Raw genomic sequence first — 21,512 nt, forward strand, 5'->3', positions numbered from 1 at the left:
TAGCTGACGTAGAGGGAATGTTTCTGTGAATATCGAACAATTGGTCGTTGATCTTAGTAAACAGGGTGTAAAGTTGTGGGTTGAAGGTGAGCAGTTGCGTGTTAATGCTCCAAAAGGGGTATTGACACTAGAAACTCGTGACTTATTAGCTAAAAATAAAGCAGAACTTATCTTCTTGCTGCACGAGAAAAATGCGGACACCGATACAGATTTACCCCTGATCAAAGCCGAGCGTCCTCAGAACTTACCTCTGTCTTTTGCCCAAGAACGACTCTGGTTATTAAACCAGTTGGAACCAGATAACTCTTCCTATAATGAACAAGCAGCTCTAAAACTTCACGGTAAATTAAACGTCGTGGCGCTAGAGCAAAGCCTCAACAAAATTATCGATCGCCACGAAGCTTTACGTACTAACTTCCGCACTATCAACGAGCAGCCAGTCCAGGTAATTACTGACAGCTTAATCTTAAATGTGCCAATAGTAGACCTATCAGAATTACCTGAAAGTGAAAGAGAAATCGCTTGCCAACAATTAGCCACAACTGAAGCTAATCAACCCTTTGACCTTACTAGTTCTCCTTTAATCCGAGCTTCTGTGGTTAAACTCACAGAGGTAGAATACGCTTTGGTACTAACAATACACCACATTGTAGTGGATGGTTGGTCAATAGGCGCATTGATGCGCGAATTAGCAACCATTTACTCAGCCATCTGCAATAACTTGTCCCCAGAGCTACCTGAGCTACCAATTCAGTATGCCGACTTTGCTATTTGGCAACGGCAATGGTTGCAATCAGAAGTACTCCAAACGCAGCTTGATTACTGGAAGCAACTACTCAAAAATGCTCCTACCTTACTAGAATTACCCACAGACAGGCCAAGACCAGCGATTCAAACTTTCCGGGGCGAAATTCAATATGGAGAATTTTCAGTTGAACTGAGTGAAGCACTTGCTAATTTCACTAGGCAAGAGGGAGCCACCCTATTCATGACGCTGTTTGCGGCATTTGTCACCTTGCTTTATCGCTATACAGACTCCGATGACATTGTAGTGGGTACGCCCATTGCTAACCGCGATCGCTTGGAACTTGAAGGGTTAATTGGCTTTTTTGTCAACACTTTAGTATTACGTACCGATTTATCTGGCAACCCCAGTTTTCAGCAATTGCTCAGTCGAGTGCGGCAACTGACACTGCAAGCTTACGCTCATCCAGACTTGCCCTTTGAGGAGTTAGTAAAAGCATTACAGCCACAACGTGACCTCAGCTATACGCCACTGTTTCAGGTGATGTTTGTCCTCCAGAATGCGCCCATATCTGAAGTAGAGCTTGCTGGCTTAACTATCAGTTCATTGCCAGCCCAAAGCACAACTGCCAAGTTTGATTTAACTTTATCAATGCAGAACACTGCAACTGGATTGGTGAGTGTGTGGGAATACAATGCTGACTTGTTTGATGAGCGCACAATCGAGCGGATGAGGGGGCATTTCCAAACATTGCTCGAAGGAATTGTTGCTAACCCTCAAGAGCAGATTTCACAATTGCCTCTGCTAACGGAAATTGAGCAGCAGCAGTTATTACTAAAGTGGAATGATACAGGGGTAGATTATCCCCAAGATAAATGTATTCATCAGTTATTTGAGGAGCAGGTTGAACGTACTCCCGATGCTGTAGCAGTGGTGTATGAAAATCAACAGCTTACATACCACGAATTAAACTGTCGCGCTAACCAGTGGGCGCACTACCTCAAGTCTTTGGGTGTAAAAGCCGATGTGCTAGTGGGTATTTGTGTAGAACGTTCCTTAGAAATGGTGGTGGGACTGCTAGGGATTCTGAAGGCGGGTGGCGCTTATTTGCCACTTGCTTCAGACTATCCTACCGAGCGTTTGCGCTTGATGTTAGAAGATGCTCAAGTTTCAGTATTGCTGACTCAGCAGAAACTCCTCGACAGATTGCCTGAGCATACTGCACAGCGTGTTTGTTTAGATGCTGACTGGCAGCTTATTTCTCAGTTAAGTCAGGATAATCTAATACCTGAGACACAAGCAGCTAACCTGGCTTATGTGATTTATACCTCCGGTTCTACAGGTCAACCCAAGGGAGTGCTGATTGCCCATCAAGGATTGCTAAATTTGCTGTTCTGGCATCAACGCACTTTTAAAATCACGACCTTAGACAAAGCTACTCAGCTAGCAGGAACAGCATTTGATGCTGCTGTATGGGAGTTGTGGCCTTACCTGACCGTAGGAGCAAGTATATATTTAGTCAAACCTGAAATTCTTCTATCCCCAGTAGATTTGCAAGATTGGTTGGAATCGAAAAAGATCACTATCAGTTTTCTGCCAACACCAATGGCAGAGCAATTATTGTCTCTGGAATGGCCAGAAAGTACAACTTTGCGAACTATGCTAACTGGGGGGGATAAGCTTCATCGATATCCATCAGGTTTACTCCCTTTCCAGCTAGTGAATAATTATGGCCCAACTGAAAATACTGTTGTCTCAACTTCAGGACTAGTAGTTTCTAATGGGCGGGATAATAATATCTCACCACCCATCGGTCGCCCCATAGCCAATGTTGAAATCTACATCTTGGACTCTTATTTACAGCCAGTACCTGTAGGTGTACCAGGAGAATTGCATATTGGTGGTGCAGGATTAGCAAAAGGCTACCTTAACCGTCCAGAGTTAACACAAGAAAAATTCATTCCCAATCCGTTTGAGAAGGCAGGAGGCAGGAGGCAGGAGGCAGAAGGGAGTAAATTATATAAAACTGGGGATAAAGCACGCTATTTAAATGATGGAAATATAGAATACATAGGGCGCATTGATGACCAAGTAAAAATACGTGGTTTCCGCATCGAGTTGAGCGAAATTGAAGCAGTATTGAGCCAACATAGTGATGTGCAGTTATCTTGTGTCATCGCCCGTGAGGATACCCCTAGTGATAAACGTTTAGTCGCCTACTTGGTAGCACATCAGGACTGTAAACCCGCAATCAGCGAACTACGGCAATTCCTCAAAGCAAAGCTGCCAGAGTACATGGTGCCAAGTGCTTTTGTAATCTTGGAATCCTTACCTGTGACTCCCAACGGCAAAGTTGACCGCCGTGCCTTACCAAAACCAGATTTAGACATCACATTGCTAGAAAAATATGTTGCCCCGCGCACTCCGATTGAGGAAATGCTGGCACTCCTTTGGGCGCAAGTGCTGAAACTAGAGCTTGTAGGCATACATGATAACTTCTTTGAACTTGGAGGGCACTCACTACTAGCAACGCAATTGGTTTCACGTATCCGCAACATTTTCAAAGTGGAACTACCATTGCGTGAATTGTTTGCCAGATCAACAGTTGTCGAATTGGCGCAATCGATTGGGCAATTGCAGCAACAAAACTTAGAACTTTCTACACCACTCATCACACAAAGGGCAGAGAATGCTCAATTACCACTGTCATTTGCTCAACAGCGTCTGTGGTTTTTAGACCAGTTCGAGCCGAACAGTGCCTTATACAACATCCCCTTAGCTTTACGTCTAGTCGGAACTCTTAATCAAGTTGCCCTAGAACAAAGCTTACATGAAATTATTGCTCGCCACGAAGCCTTACGCACCAATTTCGTCACTGTTAATGGACAAGCAACTCAAATTATTCAAAAGAGAAGGGAACAGGGAACAGGGAACAGGGAACAGGGGACTGTATCAATTGTTGACTTCAAGGATTTATCTACAAATGAGCAAGAAATAGCTTCAAAGGAATTAGCGCAACAACAAGCTATTGAGCCTTTTGACCTGGCAAATCAAGCATTAGTTAGGGCGACATTACTAGTGCTGTCCGAGACAGAACACATATTGTTAGTTTGTATGCATCATGTTGTCAGTGATGGCTGGTCAATGGGTGTGTTTCTTCAAGAACTAGCAGCACTGTACAACGCTTATTCTCAAGCTCAACCGTCACCTTTAGCACCACTGCCGATTCAGTATGCAGATTTTGCACTGTGGCAAAGACAATGGTTGCAAGGAGGCGTACTGCAAAGCCAACTGAGTTACTGGCAACAGCAACTCAAAGATGCACCAGCCTTGTTGTCCCTACCCACAGACCGACCAAGACCTGCTGTGCAGACTTTCGCTGGCGCACATCAAGAGTTTGCACTCTCACAGAAGCTTACTCAAGGATTGATACAACTAAGTCAAAAGCAAGGGGTAACCTTGTTTATGACGCTGTTGGCAGCTTATGATACCTTACTTTACCGCTACACAGGTACAGAAGACATTTTGGTGGGATCTCCCATTGCTAACCGCGATCGCAGTGAGATAGAAGGGTTGATTGGCTTTTTTGTCAACACCTTAGTGATGCGTACCAATTTAGCAGGTAATCCGAGCTTTAGTGAATTACTGGGTCGTGTTCGAGAAATGACAATGGAGGCATACACTAATCAGAATTTGCCTTTTGAAATGCTGGTGGAAGCATTGCAACCACAAAGAGACCTCAGTCATACACCCCTGTTCCAAGTGATGTTTGCACTTCAGAATGTGCCTTTGTCTGGAGTAGAGTTGGCTGGGTTAAGCGTCACTCCATTGATGCCAGAAAGCAGAACTACCAAGTTTGATTTAAATTTATTCATGCAGAATACTGCTACTTCGACTACGCTCAGTACAGGTACTGGACTAGTGGGTATATGGGAATATAACACTGACTTATTTGATGCGGGCACAATTGAGCGGATGACTGGTCATTTTGTGGCATTGCTTGAAGGTATTATTGCTAACCCAGAACAGTCCATTTCTCAATTGCCCCTGCTGACACAAATTGAGCAGCATCAATTATTAGTGGAGTGGAACGATACTCAGGTAGATTATCCACAAGATTTGTGCATCTATCAGTTATTTGAGGAGCAAGTTCAGCGCACCCCCGATGCTGTAGCGGTTATATTTGAAAACCAACAACTTACTTACTACCAATTAAACTGTCGCGCTAACCAGTTGGCAAATTACTTGCAATCTTTGGGAGTGGGAGCAGATGTGCTGGTGGGTATTTGTGTAGAGCGCTCCGTAGAAATGGTTGTAGGGTTACTGGGCATCCTCAAGGCAGGTGGAGCTTATGTACCACTTGACCCAGACTATCCACAAGATCGCTTGAGCTATATGCTCGAAGATGCTCAAGTGAGAGTGCTGCTGACACAACAGCAACTCAAGGAAAAGTTACCTCAGTATCAAGCCCAGGTTGTATGTTTAGATACTGACTGGCAATTTATTTCTCAGTTCAGTCAGGATAATCCAATTACTACAGTGCAAGATAGTAACTTGGCTTATGTAATTTATACATCCGGTTCCACTGGCAAGCCCAAAGGAGCAATGAACACTCACTTGGGGATTTGCAATCGCCTGCTATGGATGCAACAAGCTTATCAATTAACAGCAGTAGATTGCATTTTACAGAAAACTCCTTTTAGCTTCGATGTTTCAGTTTGGGAGTTCTTCTGGCCATTAATCACTGGAGCGCGTTTAGTTGTGGCTAAACCAGGTGGACATAAAGATAGTGCTTACTTGGTCAACCTCATTTTAGAGCAGCAGGTGACAATAGTGCATTTTGTTCCTTCTATGCTCCAGGTTTTCTTAGAAGAACCAAGTCTCGAAAATTGCCGTAGCTTGAAACGAGTTATCTGTAGTGGTGAAGCTTTGCCTGTAGAACTTCAGGAACGCTTTTTTACTCGGTTAGACTGCGAATTGCACAATCTTTACGGGCCAACAGAAGCGGCAATAGATGTCACCTACTGGCAATGCTTTCCAGATACCAATTTTAGGACAGTACCGATTGGTCGTGCGATCGCCAACACACAAATCTACATTTTAGACGAGCATCTGCAACCAGTCCCTGTAGGTGTAGCCGGAGAATTGCATATTGGTGGTGCAGGATTAGCAAGAGGCTATCTCAACCGTCCAGAGTTGACAAAAGAAAAATTCATTTCCAACCCCTTTGACAATTCAAAATTATATAAAACTGGAGATTTAGCGCGTTATTTACCTGATGGCACAATTGAATACATCGGACGAATTGACAATCAGGTAAAAATCCGCGGCTTCCGTATCGAATTGGGAGAAATTGAGGCATTACTGAACCAACATGACGATGTGCAGGCATCTGTAGTCACCGTCCGCGAAGACAATCCAGGTGATAAACGCCTAGTCGCCTACATAGTAGGACATCAACAGCATTCACCTACAATCACCCAGTTGCGTCAGTTCCTCTCTAGTCAACTGCCACAATACATGATACCTCATGCTTTTGTGATGCTAGAGTCCCTGCCTCTTACTCCCAACGGCAAGGTAGACCGCCGCGCATTAAAAGCACCAGACTCTCGTGGAGAACTGGAAGTCAGTTTTGTAGCCCCACGCAATCAAATCGAAGAAATATTAGCGCAGATTTGGGCAGAAGTTCTGAGAGTTGAGCAAGTAGGCATACATGATAACTTCTTTGAACTCGGTGGAGATTCTATTCTCAGTATTCAAATCATCAGCAGAGCAAAGCTTGCAGGATTGCAACTGACTCTCAAGCAATTATTTGCACATCAAACAATTGCAGAATTAGCCACAGTAGCAAATATAGCGAGTGTTATCCAAATAGAACAAGGTTTGGTGACAGGGACATTACCTCTAACGCCAATTCAACACTGGTTTTTTGAGCAAAATTTACAACAGCCGCATCACTTTAATCAATCATTTCTGCTTTCAGTACCATCTGACCTCAAACCAGAGCTATTAAAGCAAGTATTACAGCAATTGCTAGTACATCATGATGCTCTGCGCCTACGTTTTACACAATCTGACTCTACTTGGCAGCAAATTCACTCTGCTGTGACTGATAGCGTTGCTTTCTCTGACGTAGACTTATCGGCACTCCCACAGAATGAGCAAAAAACTGCGATTGAAGCTAGTGCAACTTGCTTACAGGCGAGTTTGAATCTGTCAGAGAATCTAGTGCAAGTTGCCTTTTTCTATCTGGGTATTAACAAAAGGGCGCGATTACTCATCGTTATCCACCACTTGGTAGTTGACGGCGTTTCTTGGCGAATTTTGTTAGAGGATTTGCAAACAGCTTACCAGCAACTTGCTCAAGGTAAAGCCATCATACTTCCTGCTAAAACAACTTCTTTCAAAGATTGGTCTAACAAATTAACCGAATATGCACAGTCAGAAACTCTCAAATCTGAGGTGGCTTATTGGTTGAATGAATCTCGCGCCGCAGTTCCTTCTATCCCAGTGGACTATAAAGGGGCGAACACTGTTGAAGTAGCTAGTACAGTAACAGTGTCGTTAAATGAGGCACAAACTCGTGCTTTGTTACAAGATGTGCCCAAAGCTTACAACACTCAGATTAACGATATATTACTGACTGCTTTGGCGCTGGTTTTGAGCAGATGGACTAACTCTAAGAGTGTGCTGTTCAACTTAGAAGGTCATGGGCGGGAAGATATTATTGATGGTGTAGATTTGTCACGCACTATCGGTTGGTTTACAACCATCTTCCCTGTACTTTTGGAACTGGGAGCAACAGAAAATCTCGCAGATGCTTTAAAATCTGTCAAAGAACAACTGCGGGCTATTCCCAATAAAGGAATTGGCTATGGCTTATTGCGTTATCTGAGTCAGGATGCAGAAATCGCTACCCAACTACAGGCATTACCGCAAGCAGAAATCAGTTTTAATTATTTGGGTCAATTCGACCAACTGCTCAATAAATCTTCTTGGATGCAGCCAGCTAGTGAGTCTGCGGGACACAGGCACAGTTTGCAGAACAACCGCGCTCATCTACTAGATATTAATAGCGTTATTACTGAAGAACGGTTGCAAATAAATTGGGCTTACAGCAAAAATATCCACCAGCACGCCACAATCGAAAGTCTGGCGCAAGAATTTGTCAAGACATTGCTTGGACTAATTGCTCATTGTTCATCGCCTGAGAGTGGAGGTTATACACCTTCAGATTTTTCGCTAGTCAAGCTCAACCAGCCAGAAATAGACCAACTGTTGGCAAGTTTAGTATTCAAAAATCAATCAGGCAAAACTAACTCCAGAAATATTGAAGATATTTACCCGCTCTCGCCAACCCAACAGGGTATGCTGTTTGAGAGTTTGTACGCTCCAGACTCAGGAGTATATTTTCAGCAGTTAAGTTTAACTTTGAGTGGAAACTTGAATGTGACAGCATTTGAGCAAGCTTGGCAGCAAGTGGTAGCAAAGCATTCAATCTTGCGGACTGCTTTTGTTTGGGAGCAATTAGCCCAGCCACTTCAAGTAGTGTATCGGCAGGTGGATATTAACCTCAACAGCCATGATTGGCAACAGCTATCTGCACAAGATCAACAACAGCAATTAGAGCTTTTATTGCACTCACAACGAAAACAAGGTTTCCAACTGTCTCAACCACCACTGATACACCTGAGCCTCATTCAATTGAGTGCAGATACTTATCAATTTATTTGGAGTTCTCATCACTTATTGCTTGATGGCTGGTCGATGCCTTTGGTTTTTAAAGACTTATTGTACTTTTATCAAGCAATTTCTCAGGGTGAAACTAAGACAGTTCAACCAACTCAAAGCTACCGCAACTATATTGCTTGGCTACAGAAACAAGACTTAGCTCAAGCTGAACAATTTTGGAGAGAAAAACTCCAAGGTTTTACTGCACCCACTCCTTTGAGTGTTGATAAAAAACAATCATCAAACCGTAAAAAATTAGATTCTAGCTACAGCGAACAACAAATCCAACTTACAGTCCAAGCGACAGCCGCAATCCAAAGTTTTGCACGGAAGCATCAACTGACGATAAATAATTTGGTGCAAGCAACTTGGGCATTACTGCTGTGTCGCTACAGCCAAGAAACTGATGTAGTTTTTGGTGCAACTGTATCTGGTCGTCCGCCATCTCTTGTTGGTATTGAGTCGATGGTGGGACTATTTATCAACACCTTGCCAGTGCGAGTTCAAGTTTCAGATGATACCCAAGTGTTGGCTTTGTTGAAGGATTTACAAGCACAACAAGTTGAATCTGAGCAATATTCATATAGCTCATTGGTGGAGATTCAAGGTAAGAGTGAAATCAACAGAGGAACGCCTTTGTTCGAGAGCATTGTTGTCTTTGAGAATTATCCAGTTGATGAGGCAGTGCAATCGCACAATTACAGTTTCTCTATAGACAAGATTCACGCTATTGAACAAACTAATTATCCTCTGACTTTAGTTGCTGTTGTTGGTAAGCAATTGTTGGTGAAGATTAGCTATGATATTAGCCGCTTTGATGATGCAACAATTACTCGCTTGTTAGGACATTTCCAAATATTGCTTGAGGGAATTGTTGCTAATCCAGAACAGCAAATCTCACAATTGCCCCTGCTGACAGAAGTCGAACAGCATCAATTATTAGTGGAATGGAACGATACTCAGGCGGATTATCCACTAGATAAATGTCTCCATCAGTTGTTTGAGGAGCAGGTTGATAGCACTCCAGATGCGATCGCAGTGGAGTTTGAAAATCAACAACTCACTTACCAGCAGTTGAATAGTCGCGCTAACCAGTTGGCGCACTACCTGAAGTCTTTGGGAGTGGGAGCAGATGTGCTGGTGGGTATCTGTGTGGAACGCTCAATAGAAATGGTTGTCGGACTGTTGGGCATTCTCAAGGCGGGTGGGGCTTATGTGCCAATTGACCCGAACTACCCACAAGAGCGGATTCGTTTCATGCTGCAAGACTGTGGGGCAAAGGTTTTGCTCACCCATAGTCAACTCAAATTGGGGGCTGGGGATTGGGGATCAGGGACTGGGAATAAAGAAACTTTTTCGCAATCCCGTTCGATACTGTATTTAGATTGCGATAACTTTGCCAACCAATCTACAGAAAACCCCAGTAGGCAAAGTCAACCTGATGATTTAGCTTATGTAATTTACACATCAGGCTCTACAGGGCAACCCAAAGGGGTACAACTACTGCATCGGGGTTTAAGTAACTATTTACACTGGGCTAAAGATTACTACGCAGTAGCACAAGGACGAGGTACACCTGTGCAGTCTTCTCTTAGCTTTGATGCAACCATTACCTCCCTGTACCTGCCGCTAATTTGTGGGCGTAGCACCATCTTGATAAGAGAAAAACAAGAATTGCAGCTTTTAGCAGACATTGTTAAACAAAACAATCATCTATCGCTCGTCAAAATCACACCTTCCCATCTGGAAATACTCAATCAGCAAATTGAGCCTGATACCATGCCGAATCGAGTCAATGCCTTTGTTTTAGGCGGTGAGGCATTACACGCTAACCAAATAATTCCCTGGTTGACTCATGCTCCTGATACCCGCCTGATTAACGAATATGGGCCGACAGAAGCGGTTGTCGGGTGTTGTGTCTACGAAGCAACTGGAAAAAGGGATCTGGCGGGTGATTTATTAATCGGACAGCCAATTGCCAATGTACGTATTTACATTTTAGACAACCAAAACCAACTCCTGCCTGTCGGCATTCCTGGGGAACTTTGTATTGCCGGGGCTGGTTTAGCCCGTGGCTATCTCAACCGTCCCGAACTCACAGCTGAAAAATTCATCGAACTCGACTTATTTGGTAAAAAAGAACGAATCTACAAAACTGGAGATTTAGCCAGATGGTTGCCTGATGGGAATCTTGAATACCTGGGACGTATTGATAATCAAATAAAAATTCGGGGCTTCCGCATCGAGTTGGGAGAAATTGAGGCATTACTTAACCAACATGATGATGTGCAGGCATCTGTAGTCACCGCCCGCGAAGATACCCCAGATGATAAACGCTTAGTCGCCTACGTCGTGCCGCATCAGCATACACCCACAATCAATGAACTACGGCAATTCCTGAAAGCCAAGCTACCAGACTACATGATGCCAAATGCTTTTGTGATGTTGGAGGAGATGCCACTCACTCCCAACGGCAAAGTAGATCGTCGCGCTTTACCCGCACCAGATTTACACAGTGAAGGCACAGAAAAATATGTAGCCCCGCGCACTCAGATTGAAGAAATACTAGTACAAATTTGGTCACAAGTGCTGAAAGTAGAGCAAGTGGGGATACATGATAACTTCTTTGAACTTGGGGGACACTCGCTACTAGCAACACAAGTACTTTCGCGTATCCGCGATCGCTTTAAAGTCCAACTCCCTTTACACGAATTGTTCAACACCCTGACTATAGCTGAATTAGCGCCATCAATCGGGAAGTTACAGCAACAAAACTCAGACCTAACTGTTCCACGCATTCTACCAAGGAGCAAGAGATGATGACTGAAGAATTACCCCTATCTTATGCTCAACAGCGTTTGTGGTTTTTAGACCAGTTAGAGCCGAACAGTGCTATATACAACATCCCTTTAGCTTTGCGTCTAGTGGGAAATCTCAATCGGGCTGCCTTAGAACAAAGCTTCCAAGAAATTATTGATCGCCATGAAGCATTACGCACTAATTTCATTACGGTTGATGGAAAACCTTCTCAAATTATTCAAGCGCAAATTAATTGGACAGTCTCAGTTGTTGAGTGCGAAAATCTCCCACCAAGCGAACAAGAAATCACTACACAGCAATTAGCGCAACAACAAGCGATTCAGCCTTTTGACTTGGCAGAGGGAGCATTAATCAGGGCGACATTAATTGTGCTGTCTAAGACAGAACACATATTGTTACTGTGTATGCACCATATTGTCTCTGATGCCTGGTCATTGGGTGTATTTGTCCAAGAACTAGCAGCACTGTACAACGCTTATTCTCAAGGTGAGCTGTCACCTTTAACACCACTGTCGATTCAGTACGCAGATTTTGGCATCTGGCAAAGAGAGTGGTTGCAAGGGGAGGTACTGCAAAATCAAATCTCGTACTGGCAACAACAACTAAAAGCTGCACCAGCCTTGTTGTCCCTACCCACAGACCGACCAAGACCTGCTGTGCAGACTTTCGCTGGCGCAATTCAAGAGTTTGCACTTTCGGTTGAATTAAGTAATCAGCTGACACAACTGAGCCAGAAACAAGGGGTAACTTTGTTCATGACACTTTTGGCAGCCTTTGATACCCTACTTTACCGCTACACAGGACAATTAGACATTTTGGTAGGGTCTGCGATCGCAAACCGCGAACACAGTGAAATTGAAGGGTTAATTGGCTTTTTTGTCAATACTTTAGTGTTGCGTACTGACTTATCAGGCAACCCCAGTTTTAGCGAATTACTCTCTCGCGTTCGGCAAATAGCTCTAGGAGCATACTCTCATCAAGAGTTGCCATTTGAAATGCTAGTTGAGGCATTACAACCAGAACGGGATCTCAGCCATCCACCACTATTCCAGGTGATGTTTGTACTCCAGAATACGCCCATGTCTGGAGTAGAACTTGCTGATTTAACTATCAGTTCTTTGCCACCCCAAAGCACAATTGCTAAGTTTGATTTAACTTTATCAATGCACAACTCAAGTGCTGGACTAGTAGGGATATGGGAATATAACACTGACTTATTTGATGCCAGCACAATTGAGCGGATGAGTGGGCATTTTGTAACATTGCTGTCAGGTATTGTTGCTAACCCAGAGGAGCGGATTTCGCAATTGCCTTTGCTGTCTCAGACAGAGCAACAGCAGTTATTAGTTGAATGGAACAATACTCAAGCAAACTATCCTGTTGATAAGTGTATTCATCAGTTGTTTGAGGAGCAATCTGTGAGTACACCCGATGCTGTAGCTGTGGTGTTTGAAAATCAACAACTAACTTACCACCAGTTGAATAGTTGTGCTAACCAGTTGGCGCACTACCTCAAGTCTTTGGGTATAAAACCAGATACGCTGGTGGGTATTTGTGTGGAACGCTCAATAGAAATGGTAGTGGGACTGTTGGGTATTCTCAAGGCAGGCGGAGCTTATGTACCACTTGATCCAGAATATCCTACTGAGCGTTTGGCTTTCATGTTAGAAGATGCTCAAGTTTCTATACTGTTGACTCAACAGCGACTTATTGACAGACTTCCTGAGCATCAAGCAAAACTTATCTGTTTAGATGAAGCTTGGGAACAAATTGCCCAACACAATCAAGATAATCTAACCAGTGGAGTCAAAGCTTTTCATCTAGCTAATGTAATTTACACTTCAGGATCTACAGGTAAACCTAAAGGTGTGATGGTTGAGCATAAGGGATTATGCAACCTAGCTCAAGCTCAGATTCAAACTTTTGGCTTGACTTCGGATAGTCGCGTTCTCCAGTTTGCCTCCTTCAGTTTTGATGCTTCCATCTCAGAAATTTTGATGGCTCTGGGGTCAGGTGCAACGCTGTATCTGGGAACAAAAGACTCTCTATTGCCTGGGAAGCCATTAATTGAGCAATTAAGCAATCATTGCATTACCCATATCACTTTACCACCATCGGCGTTAGCAGTTATGCCTGGGTCGGAACTTCCGGCACTGCAAACAATAATTGTAGCGGGAGAAGCAAGTTCAGCTGAATTAATCAGACAATGGTCTGCTGGCAGAAACTTCTTCAATGCATACGGGCCAACAGAAGCTAGTGTCTGTGCTGCGATCGCAAAATGCACTGATGACGACGATAAAATATCTATTGGTAAGGCGATCGCTAACGTCCAGGTTTATATTTTAGATGAATATCTGCAACCAGTACCGATTGGTGTACCAGGTGAATTGCTCATTGGTGGTTTGGGGTTGGCACGAGGCTACCTTAATCGTCCAGAGTTGACAAAAGAAAAATTTATTCCCAACCCATTTAAGGGAGCAGGAGAGAAGGGGGGCAGAGGAGCAGAAATTCTTCCTAATTCCCAATTCCCAGTCCCCAGTCCTCGACTTTATAAAACCGGAGATTTAGCACGCTATTTACCAGATGGCAATATTGAATACCTGGGACGCATCGATAATCAGGTAAAAATCCGTGGCTTCCGTATTGAGTTGGGAGAAATTGAAGAATTACTGAACCAACATGACGATGTGCAGACAGCTTGTGTTATTGCCCGTGAAGATCATCCAGGTGATAAACGCTTAGTTGCCTACGTGGTAGGACATAAACAACATTCACCTACAATTAACCAGTTAAGATCCTTCCTCTCTAGTCAACTGCCACAATACATGATACCTCATGCTTTTGTGATGCTAGAGTCTTTACCTCTGACTCCCAACGGCAAGGTAGACCGTCGCGCATTGAAAGCGCCAGACTCTCGTGAGGGACTGGAAATAAGTTTTGTCGCCCCGCGTAGCCCAATTGAAGAAATCCTGACGCAAATTTGGACACAAGCGCTGAAAGTAGACCAAGTAAGTATATATGATAACTTCTTTGAACTTGGGGGACACTCACTACTAGCAACGCAACTAGTTTCACGTATCCGCAACATTTTCAAAGTGGAACTACCATTGCGTGAGTTCTTTGCCAGAAAAACAGTTGCCGAATTAGCGCGTTCGATTGAGCAATTGCAGCAACAAGACTTAGAACTGGTTTCCCCACCCATCTTACCAAGGGCAGAGAATGCAGAATTACCACTGTCTTATGCTCAACAGCGTTTATGGTTTTTAGACCAGTTCGAGCCGAACAGTGCCATATACAACATTCCTATGGCTTTGCGTCTAGTCGGAACACTCAATCAAGTTGCCTTAGAACAAAGCTTGTATGAAATCATTAATCGCCACGAAGCCTTACGCACCAACTTTGTGATAGTTGATGGAAAACCTTCTCAACTTATTCAAACAAGAAGGGAACAGGGAACAGGGAACAGGGAACAGGGGATTGTATCAATTGTTGACTTCAAGGATTTATCTACAAACAAGCAAGAAATAGCTTCAAGGCAATTAGTGCAACAACAGGCTAGTCAAGCGTTTGATTTAGCAAACCAAGCATTAGTTAGGGCAACATTAATTGTGCTATCCGAGACAGAACACGTCTTGAGTGTATGTATGCACCATATTGTCTCTGATGGCTGGTCATTGGGTGTGTTTATCCAAGAACTAGCAGCACTGTACAACGCTTATTCTCAAGGTGAGCTGTCACCTTTAACACCACTGTCGATTCAGTACGCAGATTTTGCCATTTGGCAAAGAAATTGGTTGCAAGGGGAGGTACTGCAAACTCAAATCTCGTACTGGCAACAACAACTAAAAGCTACACCAGCCTTGTTGTCCCTACCCACAGACCGACCAAGACCTGCTGTGCAGACTTTCGCTGGTGGACATCAAGAGTTTGCACTCTCAGTTGAATTAAGCAATAAGCTGACAAAACTGAGCCAGGAACAAGGCGTGACTTTGTTCATGACACTTTTGGCAGCATTTGATACGCTACTTTACCGCTACACAGGTACGGAAGATATTTTGGTGGGTTCGCCAATTGCAAACCGTAATCGCAGTGAGATAGAAGGGTTAATTGGCTTTTTTGTCAATACTTTAGTGTTGCGTACTGACTTATCAGGCGATCGCAGCTTTAACGAATTACTGGGTCGCGTTCGATTGATGGCAATGGATGCTTATGCTCATCAGGACTTACCTTTTGAAATGCTGGTAGAAATATTGCAGCCAGAACGGGATCTCAGTCATACACCACTATTCCAAGTGATGTTTGCCCTCCAGAATGTGCCGATGTCTGAGATAGAACTTGCTGACTTAACTATCAGTTCTTTGCCAGTAGAAAGCGCAACTGCCAAGTTTGATTTGTTTTTATCAATGCAGAACACTGCTACTGGACTGGTGGGTGTATGGGAATATAACACTGACTTATTTGATGCCAGCACAATTGAACGGATGACTGGACATTTTATGACATTGCTCTCTGGAATTGTTGCTAACCCAGAGGAGCGGATTTCGCAATTGCCTCTGCTGACACAGACAGAGAAACAGCAGTTATTAGTTGAATGGAACAATACTCAGGTGGATTATCCCCGTGATAAATCTATCCATCAGTTGTTTGAGGAGCAGGTGGATAGTACACCCGATGCAGTGGCGGTGGAGTTTGAAGATCAACAACTAACTTACCACCAGTTGAATAGTCGTGCTAACCAGTTGGCGCACTACCTGAAGTCTTTGGGGGTGGGAGCAGATGTGCTGGTAGGCATTTGTGTGGAGCGATCGCTAGAGATGGTAGTAGGACTACTTGGCATTCTCAAAGCTGGTGGGGCTTATGTGCCACTTGATCCAAACTACCCTCAAGAGCGTTTGGCTTTCATGTTAGAAGATGCTCAAGTTTCAGTGTTGCTAACCCAACATTCACTCCTCGACAGACTACCCCAGTATCAAGCAAGCCAAGTCTTTTTGGATACTGACTGGCAGATGATTTCTCAGTCTAGTCAGGATAATCTCATCTCTGCTGTACAAGCAACTAATTTGGCTTATGTAATTTATACCTCTGGTTCTACAGGTCAACCTAAAGGTGTAGCCTTGAGTCAGCTTGCTCTTTGCAATTTGATTCTGTGGCAACTGCAAAATAATACAATTTCCACTGGAGCAAAAACGCTGCAATTTGCTCCTATTAGCTTTGATGTCTCCTTCCAAGAAATGTTTTCTACCTGGTTTTCGGGAGGCACATTGTTCTTAATTACGGAGGAATTGCGCCGAGATACATCGGCTTTGTTAGGTTTTCTCCAACAAAAAGCTGTTGAGAGACTGTTTGTTCCCTTTGTAGCCTTACAGCAACTAGCTGAAGTCGCTGTTGGTAGTGAATTAGTTAATAGTCATCTGAGGGAAATCATTACTGCTGGGGAACAGTTGCAGATTACTCCCGCGATTTCTCAATGGTTAAGCAAATTAACTGATTGTACTTTGCACAATCATTACGGGCCATCGGAGAGCCATGTAATCATCACTTTTACTTTGGCTGATCCAGTAGAGGCTTGGCCGCTACTGCCTCCTATTGGTCGTCCCATTGCTAACACACAAATTTACATCCTGGATAAGTATTTACAGCCTGTACCCGTCGGTGTAGCAGGAGAATTGCACATTGGTGGTGTCTCTTTGGCGCGAGGCTATCTCAACCGGCCAGAGTTAACACTTGAGAGATTTATCTCCAACCCCTTTAGCACTGACGGGCACTCACGCCTCTACAAAACAGGGGATTTAGCCCGCTATTTACCAGATGGCAACATTGAATACCTGGGACGTATCGACAATCAGGTTAAGGTGCGAGGCTTCCGCATTGAATTGGGAGAAGTTGAAGCAGTACTGAGCCAGCATGGAGATGTGGAGGGATGTTGTATCATTGCCCGCGAAGACACGCCGGGTGATAAAAGGCTAGTTGCCTACGTGGTAGCACATCAGAACTCTACACCCACAATCAGCGAACTACGGCAATTCCTGAAAGCAAAGCTACCAGACTACATGGTGCCAAGCGCTTTTGTGATATTGGAAGAGATGCCATTAACTCCTAGCGGCAAAGTAGACCGCCGTGCATTGCCTGCACCGGATTTATACAGCAGTAATTCAGACAAATATGTAGCTCCACGCAACCAAGTAGAACTGGAACTAACGCAAATCTGGTTAAGAATTTTGAAAGTTGACAAGGTGGGAGTAAAAGATAACTTCTTTGATCTCGGTGGTCATTCCCTTTTAACTCCTTACTTAATGGCTCAAATTAAAAAGCAGCTTGGTAAAGATATTGCGATCGCTAGCCTTTACCAAAATCCAACTATTGAACAATTGGCAACTATTGTGCAAAAAGATTCAGATTCTAAGAGTGGATCTCCCTTGGTAATACTTCAGCCGCACGGTTCTAAGCCACCTTTATTTTGTCTTCCTGGGGCTGCGGGCTATCCCTTTTACTTGTATGATTTAGCCCGTTGTCTGTGTTCAGACCAACCGTTTTACAGTTTCCAAGCAATTGCTCCTGCTGAAGGAGGAGAACTAATTACCCAAGTTGAGGATGTAGCCGCCCGTTATATTCAAGAACTTTTTGTTGTTCAACCGCAGGGGCCGTATTTTTTAGCAGGGCATTCTTTTGGCGGTAAATTAGCCTTTGAAATGGCGCAGCAGTTACTTCGTAAAGGTCATAAGGTTGCTTTAGTTGCCATTCTTGATACTACAGCACCATTTCATCAGAAAAATCCATCAGCTTTTGATTTAGATAACACTAAATGGTTGGCTGAATTAGCAGACACAATCGAAGTTGTTTACGGGAAAAAGATGGATTGTTCTGTTGATACTCTTCAATCTATGGTTTGGGAAGATCAACTGAAATATGTTCTAGAAAGGTTAAAGAATGCTGATATCTTACCTCCTGACGATGAAATTACGCAGCTTAATAATATGGTGCAACTGCTCAAAGCTAACGCTGTAGTTAATTATGTACCACAAGAGATTTATCCAACCAAAATTACTCTCTTCCGCGCCAAGGAGAATATCGTCAAGGTTGATGAATCTAATAGTGAAGTACTTTCTGATATTTTGCAAGATTTGCACTGGGGCTGGAGCAAATTTTCTGCCGAACCAGTGGATATTCATTTTGTCCCAGGTAATCATGTGACGATGATGAATCTTCCCCACGTTCAGGTCTTAGCAGAAAAGTTGAAAGCTTGCATTGAGAAAGCACAAGAAGTTACAGGCGATGGATATGAACCTGATTGTGATAATCATATTCGCCCTCTCAAGTTCTTATTTAACCAGCATCCTGTAGATATTAAGTGAGTTCATTTGAGTTGAAATTGAAATGTAAGGAACTGTATTATGACTGCTACCTCTAACCAGATTAAATCCAAGATTTGGGATAAAAAGCAAGAGTATCCTTTAACTACAGAGTCTTTAAGAATGCTCTTGGAAAACCAAATTCCTTTAATTCGGCTAAAAGAATTTGCTACACCCCAAGAGTGTGAAATGTTAGTTGCTCAAGCTCATTTGTTCAACTTTGACTGCTATCAAGATGTGAATCCGAAGATTGAGCGAATTGGTATCACAGTGTTTGAATATAATCGCATTAGTAAAGCAGCTTATTTTCAAGCGGTAGAACGCACAACTAAATTAAGAGACTCCATTATGGCAGCCTCTTTCAATCCATTAGAACGCTTAATGACGAAAATTCGAGAGTGTACAGGTGCGACTGTACGAATTGCTTCAGAACCATTCTATGGTAGTTATTATGCAGGACTGATCAGAAAAATAGAGCAGGGTACTCAACTTCATATTGATTATGCTCCTCTAGAACAATCGGAATGGGAAATTGGTACAGTTATTTATCAACTTTCCTGGAATTTGTACTTGAAATTTTCTCCCAACAATCATGGCAAAACACGCATTTACGATCGCCAGTGGCAACCAGGAGATGACCAATATAAACTCGATTCCTACGGCTATAGTGATACAGTAATTGCAGATGCAGACATGATCAGCTTCCAACCTTATGTAGGAGATGTATTCATTTTCAATACACGCAACTATCACACTGTTGAGCCGATGGATGGACAACGTGTGACTTTCACTTCTGCGATCGGATTACTTCCTAACGGTGAAATTATTTTGTGGTCTTGAAGCTGATAAGTAGGAAGTAGGAAGCAATTTGGTAAACATAGTGAGGAAGTGATTCATGCCCTTAGCAGCTGTGATGACTGCACCCAATCAACCAGTTGAAATCCAACAATTACCAGACCCGGTTCTGGAAAAGGGTGGAATCATTCTTGAAACCTTATATTCTGAGGTTTGTGGAACTGACGTACATTTACTACATGGGCGTTTAGAGGGAGTACCGTATCCCATCATCCCTGGACACTTCTCAGTTGGTCGTGTGGTGGAAACAGATGGACAGGTTAATGATGTCAATGGTAAATTAATTCAGCCTGGAGCGATCGCTACTTTTTTAGATGTCCACGAAACCTGTTATAACTGCTGGTATTGTCTAGTAGCCAAAGCATCCACTCGCTGTCCAAAACGCAAAGTTTATGGTGTCACCTACTCAGCCAAAGATGGGTTGCTGGGTGGTTGGTCTGAATTAATTTACCTCAAACCAGGGGTTAAAGTTCTAACTTTACCCGAAGAAGTCTCACCAAAGCAATTCATTGCTGGAGGGTGTGCCTTACCAACTGCACTACACGCTATTGATCGAGCGCAGATTCAAATTGGTGATGTTGTCGTGGTTCAGGGTTGCGGGCCTGTGGGTTTGAGTGTGGCAATTCTAGCTTTGCTCTCAGGTGCAGGCAAAGTGATTGTAATTGATAAATTTGAGAGTCGATTAGTAGTTGCAAAATCCTTCGGTGTAGATGAAACCCTTGCAATTAAGGCTGATAATCCACGACAACATATTGAGCGGGTTTTGGAATTGACAAACGGACACGGTGCTGATGTCACTATTGAAGCTACAGGCATTCCCATTGCTGTCAAAGAGGGCTTGAATATGACCAGAAATGGAGGTCGCTATGTTATTGTCGGGCATTACACAAATACGGGTGAGATTCTCATCAATCCCCACCTGGAAATTAATCTAAAACATATTGATATTCGCGGGACTTGGGGAATTGATTTCAGCCATTTTTACAGAATGATTGAATTACTAAAACGTCATAGCGATTCCAGTAAAAATATTGCTTGGTCAAGCATAATTAGTCGTTCATACACACTACAAGAAATTAATCAAGCGCTGACAGATGTAGAGCAAGGCTCTGTATTAAAAGCTGTGATTCAACCTAATCTATCTTGATGCCAATATATCAAATGACTTAGATAATCGGGAGAAGATATGCTCGAAGATTTACAAATTGCCTTTATCGGCGGTGGCACGATGGGCGAAATGATAATTACTAGATTGTTATCAACAAAAATTGTTCCAAAAGCCGATCTAATTATAGTTAGCGATCCAGTTTCTGCGCGATGCCTTCATTTAGAAAGGGAATATGGAGTACGTACTACAACCTCCAATATAGAAGCGGTTCTTGGCGCGTCTATTGTGATATTGGCGGTGAAACCGCAGGTTTTAGCAGAGGTTCTGGCTATGCTGAAGGATAAAATTCCACCCGATGCTTTAGTAATTAGTATTGTGAGTGGAGCGAGTATTCCATATCTGTGCGAAGGGTTGAATCATCCTGCTGTTGTCCGTACAATGCCAAATATTGCAGTACAAGTTGGGCATGGGACTACGGTTTGGAGTGCATCATCAAGTGTGACAGAGATACAGCGATCGCATACCCAAATAATTTTACAAGCATTAGGTAAGGAATTTACTACTCAAAATGAACATTACCTTGATATGGCAACGGCGTTGAGTAGCGCGGGGACTGGATTTGTATTTCTGTACATCGAAGCGATGATTGATGCTGGGGTTCAGATGGGTTTAACTCGGACACAAGCCCAAGAATTAACATTGCATACGATTGCTGGTAGTGTAGAACTTATGTTTCAGACTGATGAACATCCAGCAGTTTTACGAAACAAGGTAACTAGTCCTGGCGGAGTCACTGCTGCTGGTCTTTACGAGTTAGAAAAAGGTGGTATGCGAACTGTCATCTCTAATGCAGTGCTTGCTGCTTTAAGCCGTACTCAACAATTAGGTAATATCAGTTGAAAAA

The 21,512-nt window shown here is 43.3% G+C and carries 5 protein-coding genes; all 5 read left to right on the plus strand.

All coding sequences use genetic code 11. The features are described 5' to 3' along the window. The first annotated feature begins 25 nt into the window (after positions 1-25). Genes ACEYW6_RS20030 through proC form a run of 5 tightly spaced genes read left to right on the plus strand, consistent with a single transcriptional unit; the run spans position 26 to position 21,508 of the window. Positions 26-11,296 (plus strand): amino acid adenylation domain-containing protein, encoded by an 11,271-nt coding sequence (locus ACEYW6_RS20030; RefSeq protein ID WP_412981121.1) that lies wholly within the window; start codon positions 26-28, stop codon positions 11,294-11,296. Beyond that, the gene (locus ACEYW6_RS20035; RefSeq protein ID WP_412981122.1) at positions 11,293-18,648 is read left to right on the plus strand and encodes an amino acid adenylation domain-containing protein; all 7,356 of its coding nucleotides are present in this window, start codon (positions 11,293-11,295) and stop codon (positions 18,646-18,648) included. The genes ACEYW6_RS20030 and ACEYW6_RS20035 overlap by 4 nt, the downstream gene beginning before the upstream one ends. A gap of 39 nt (positions 18,649-18,687) precedes the next feature. Continuing rightward, positions 18,688-19,485 carry a hypothetical protein gene (locus ACEYW6_RS20040; RefSeq protein WP_412981123.1) on the plus strand — a complete coding sequence of 266 codons (798 nt, stop codon included), beginning with the start codon at positions 18,688-18,690 and terminating at the stop codon, positions 19,483-19,485. Between the two features lie 55 nt (positions 19,486-19,540). Continuing rightward, positions 19,541-20,647 (plus strand): zinc-binding dehydrogenase, encoded by a 1,107-nt coding sequence (locus tag ACEYW6_RS20045; protein WP_412981124.1) that lies wholly within the window; start codon positions 19,541-19,543, stop codon positions 20,645-20,647. A gap of 39 nt (positions 20,648-20,686) precedes the next feature. Beyond that, a complete protein-coding gene (gene proC / locus ACEYW6_RS20050) occupies positions 20,687-21,508 on the plus strand; it encodes a pyrroline-5-carboxylate reductase (protein ID WP_412981125.1) in 822 nt (273 codons plus the stop codon). The last annotated feature ends 4 nt before the right edge of the window (positions 21,509-21,512 follow it).

Source organism: Nostoc sp. UIC 10607, from assembly GCF_047228265.1.
Classification (GTDB): Bacteria; Cyanobacteriota; Cyanobacteriia; order Cyanobacteriales; family Nostocaceae; genus Nostoc; species Nostoc foliaceum_A.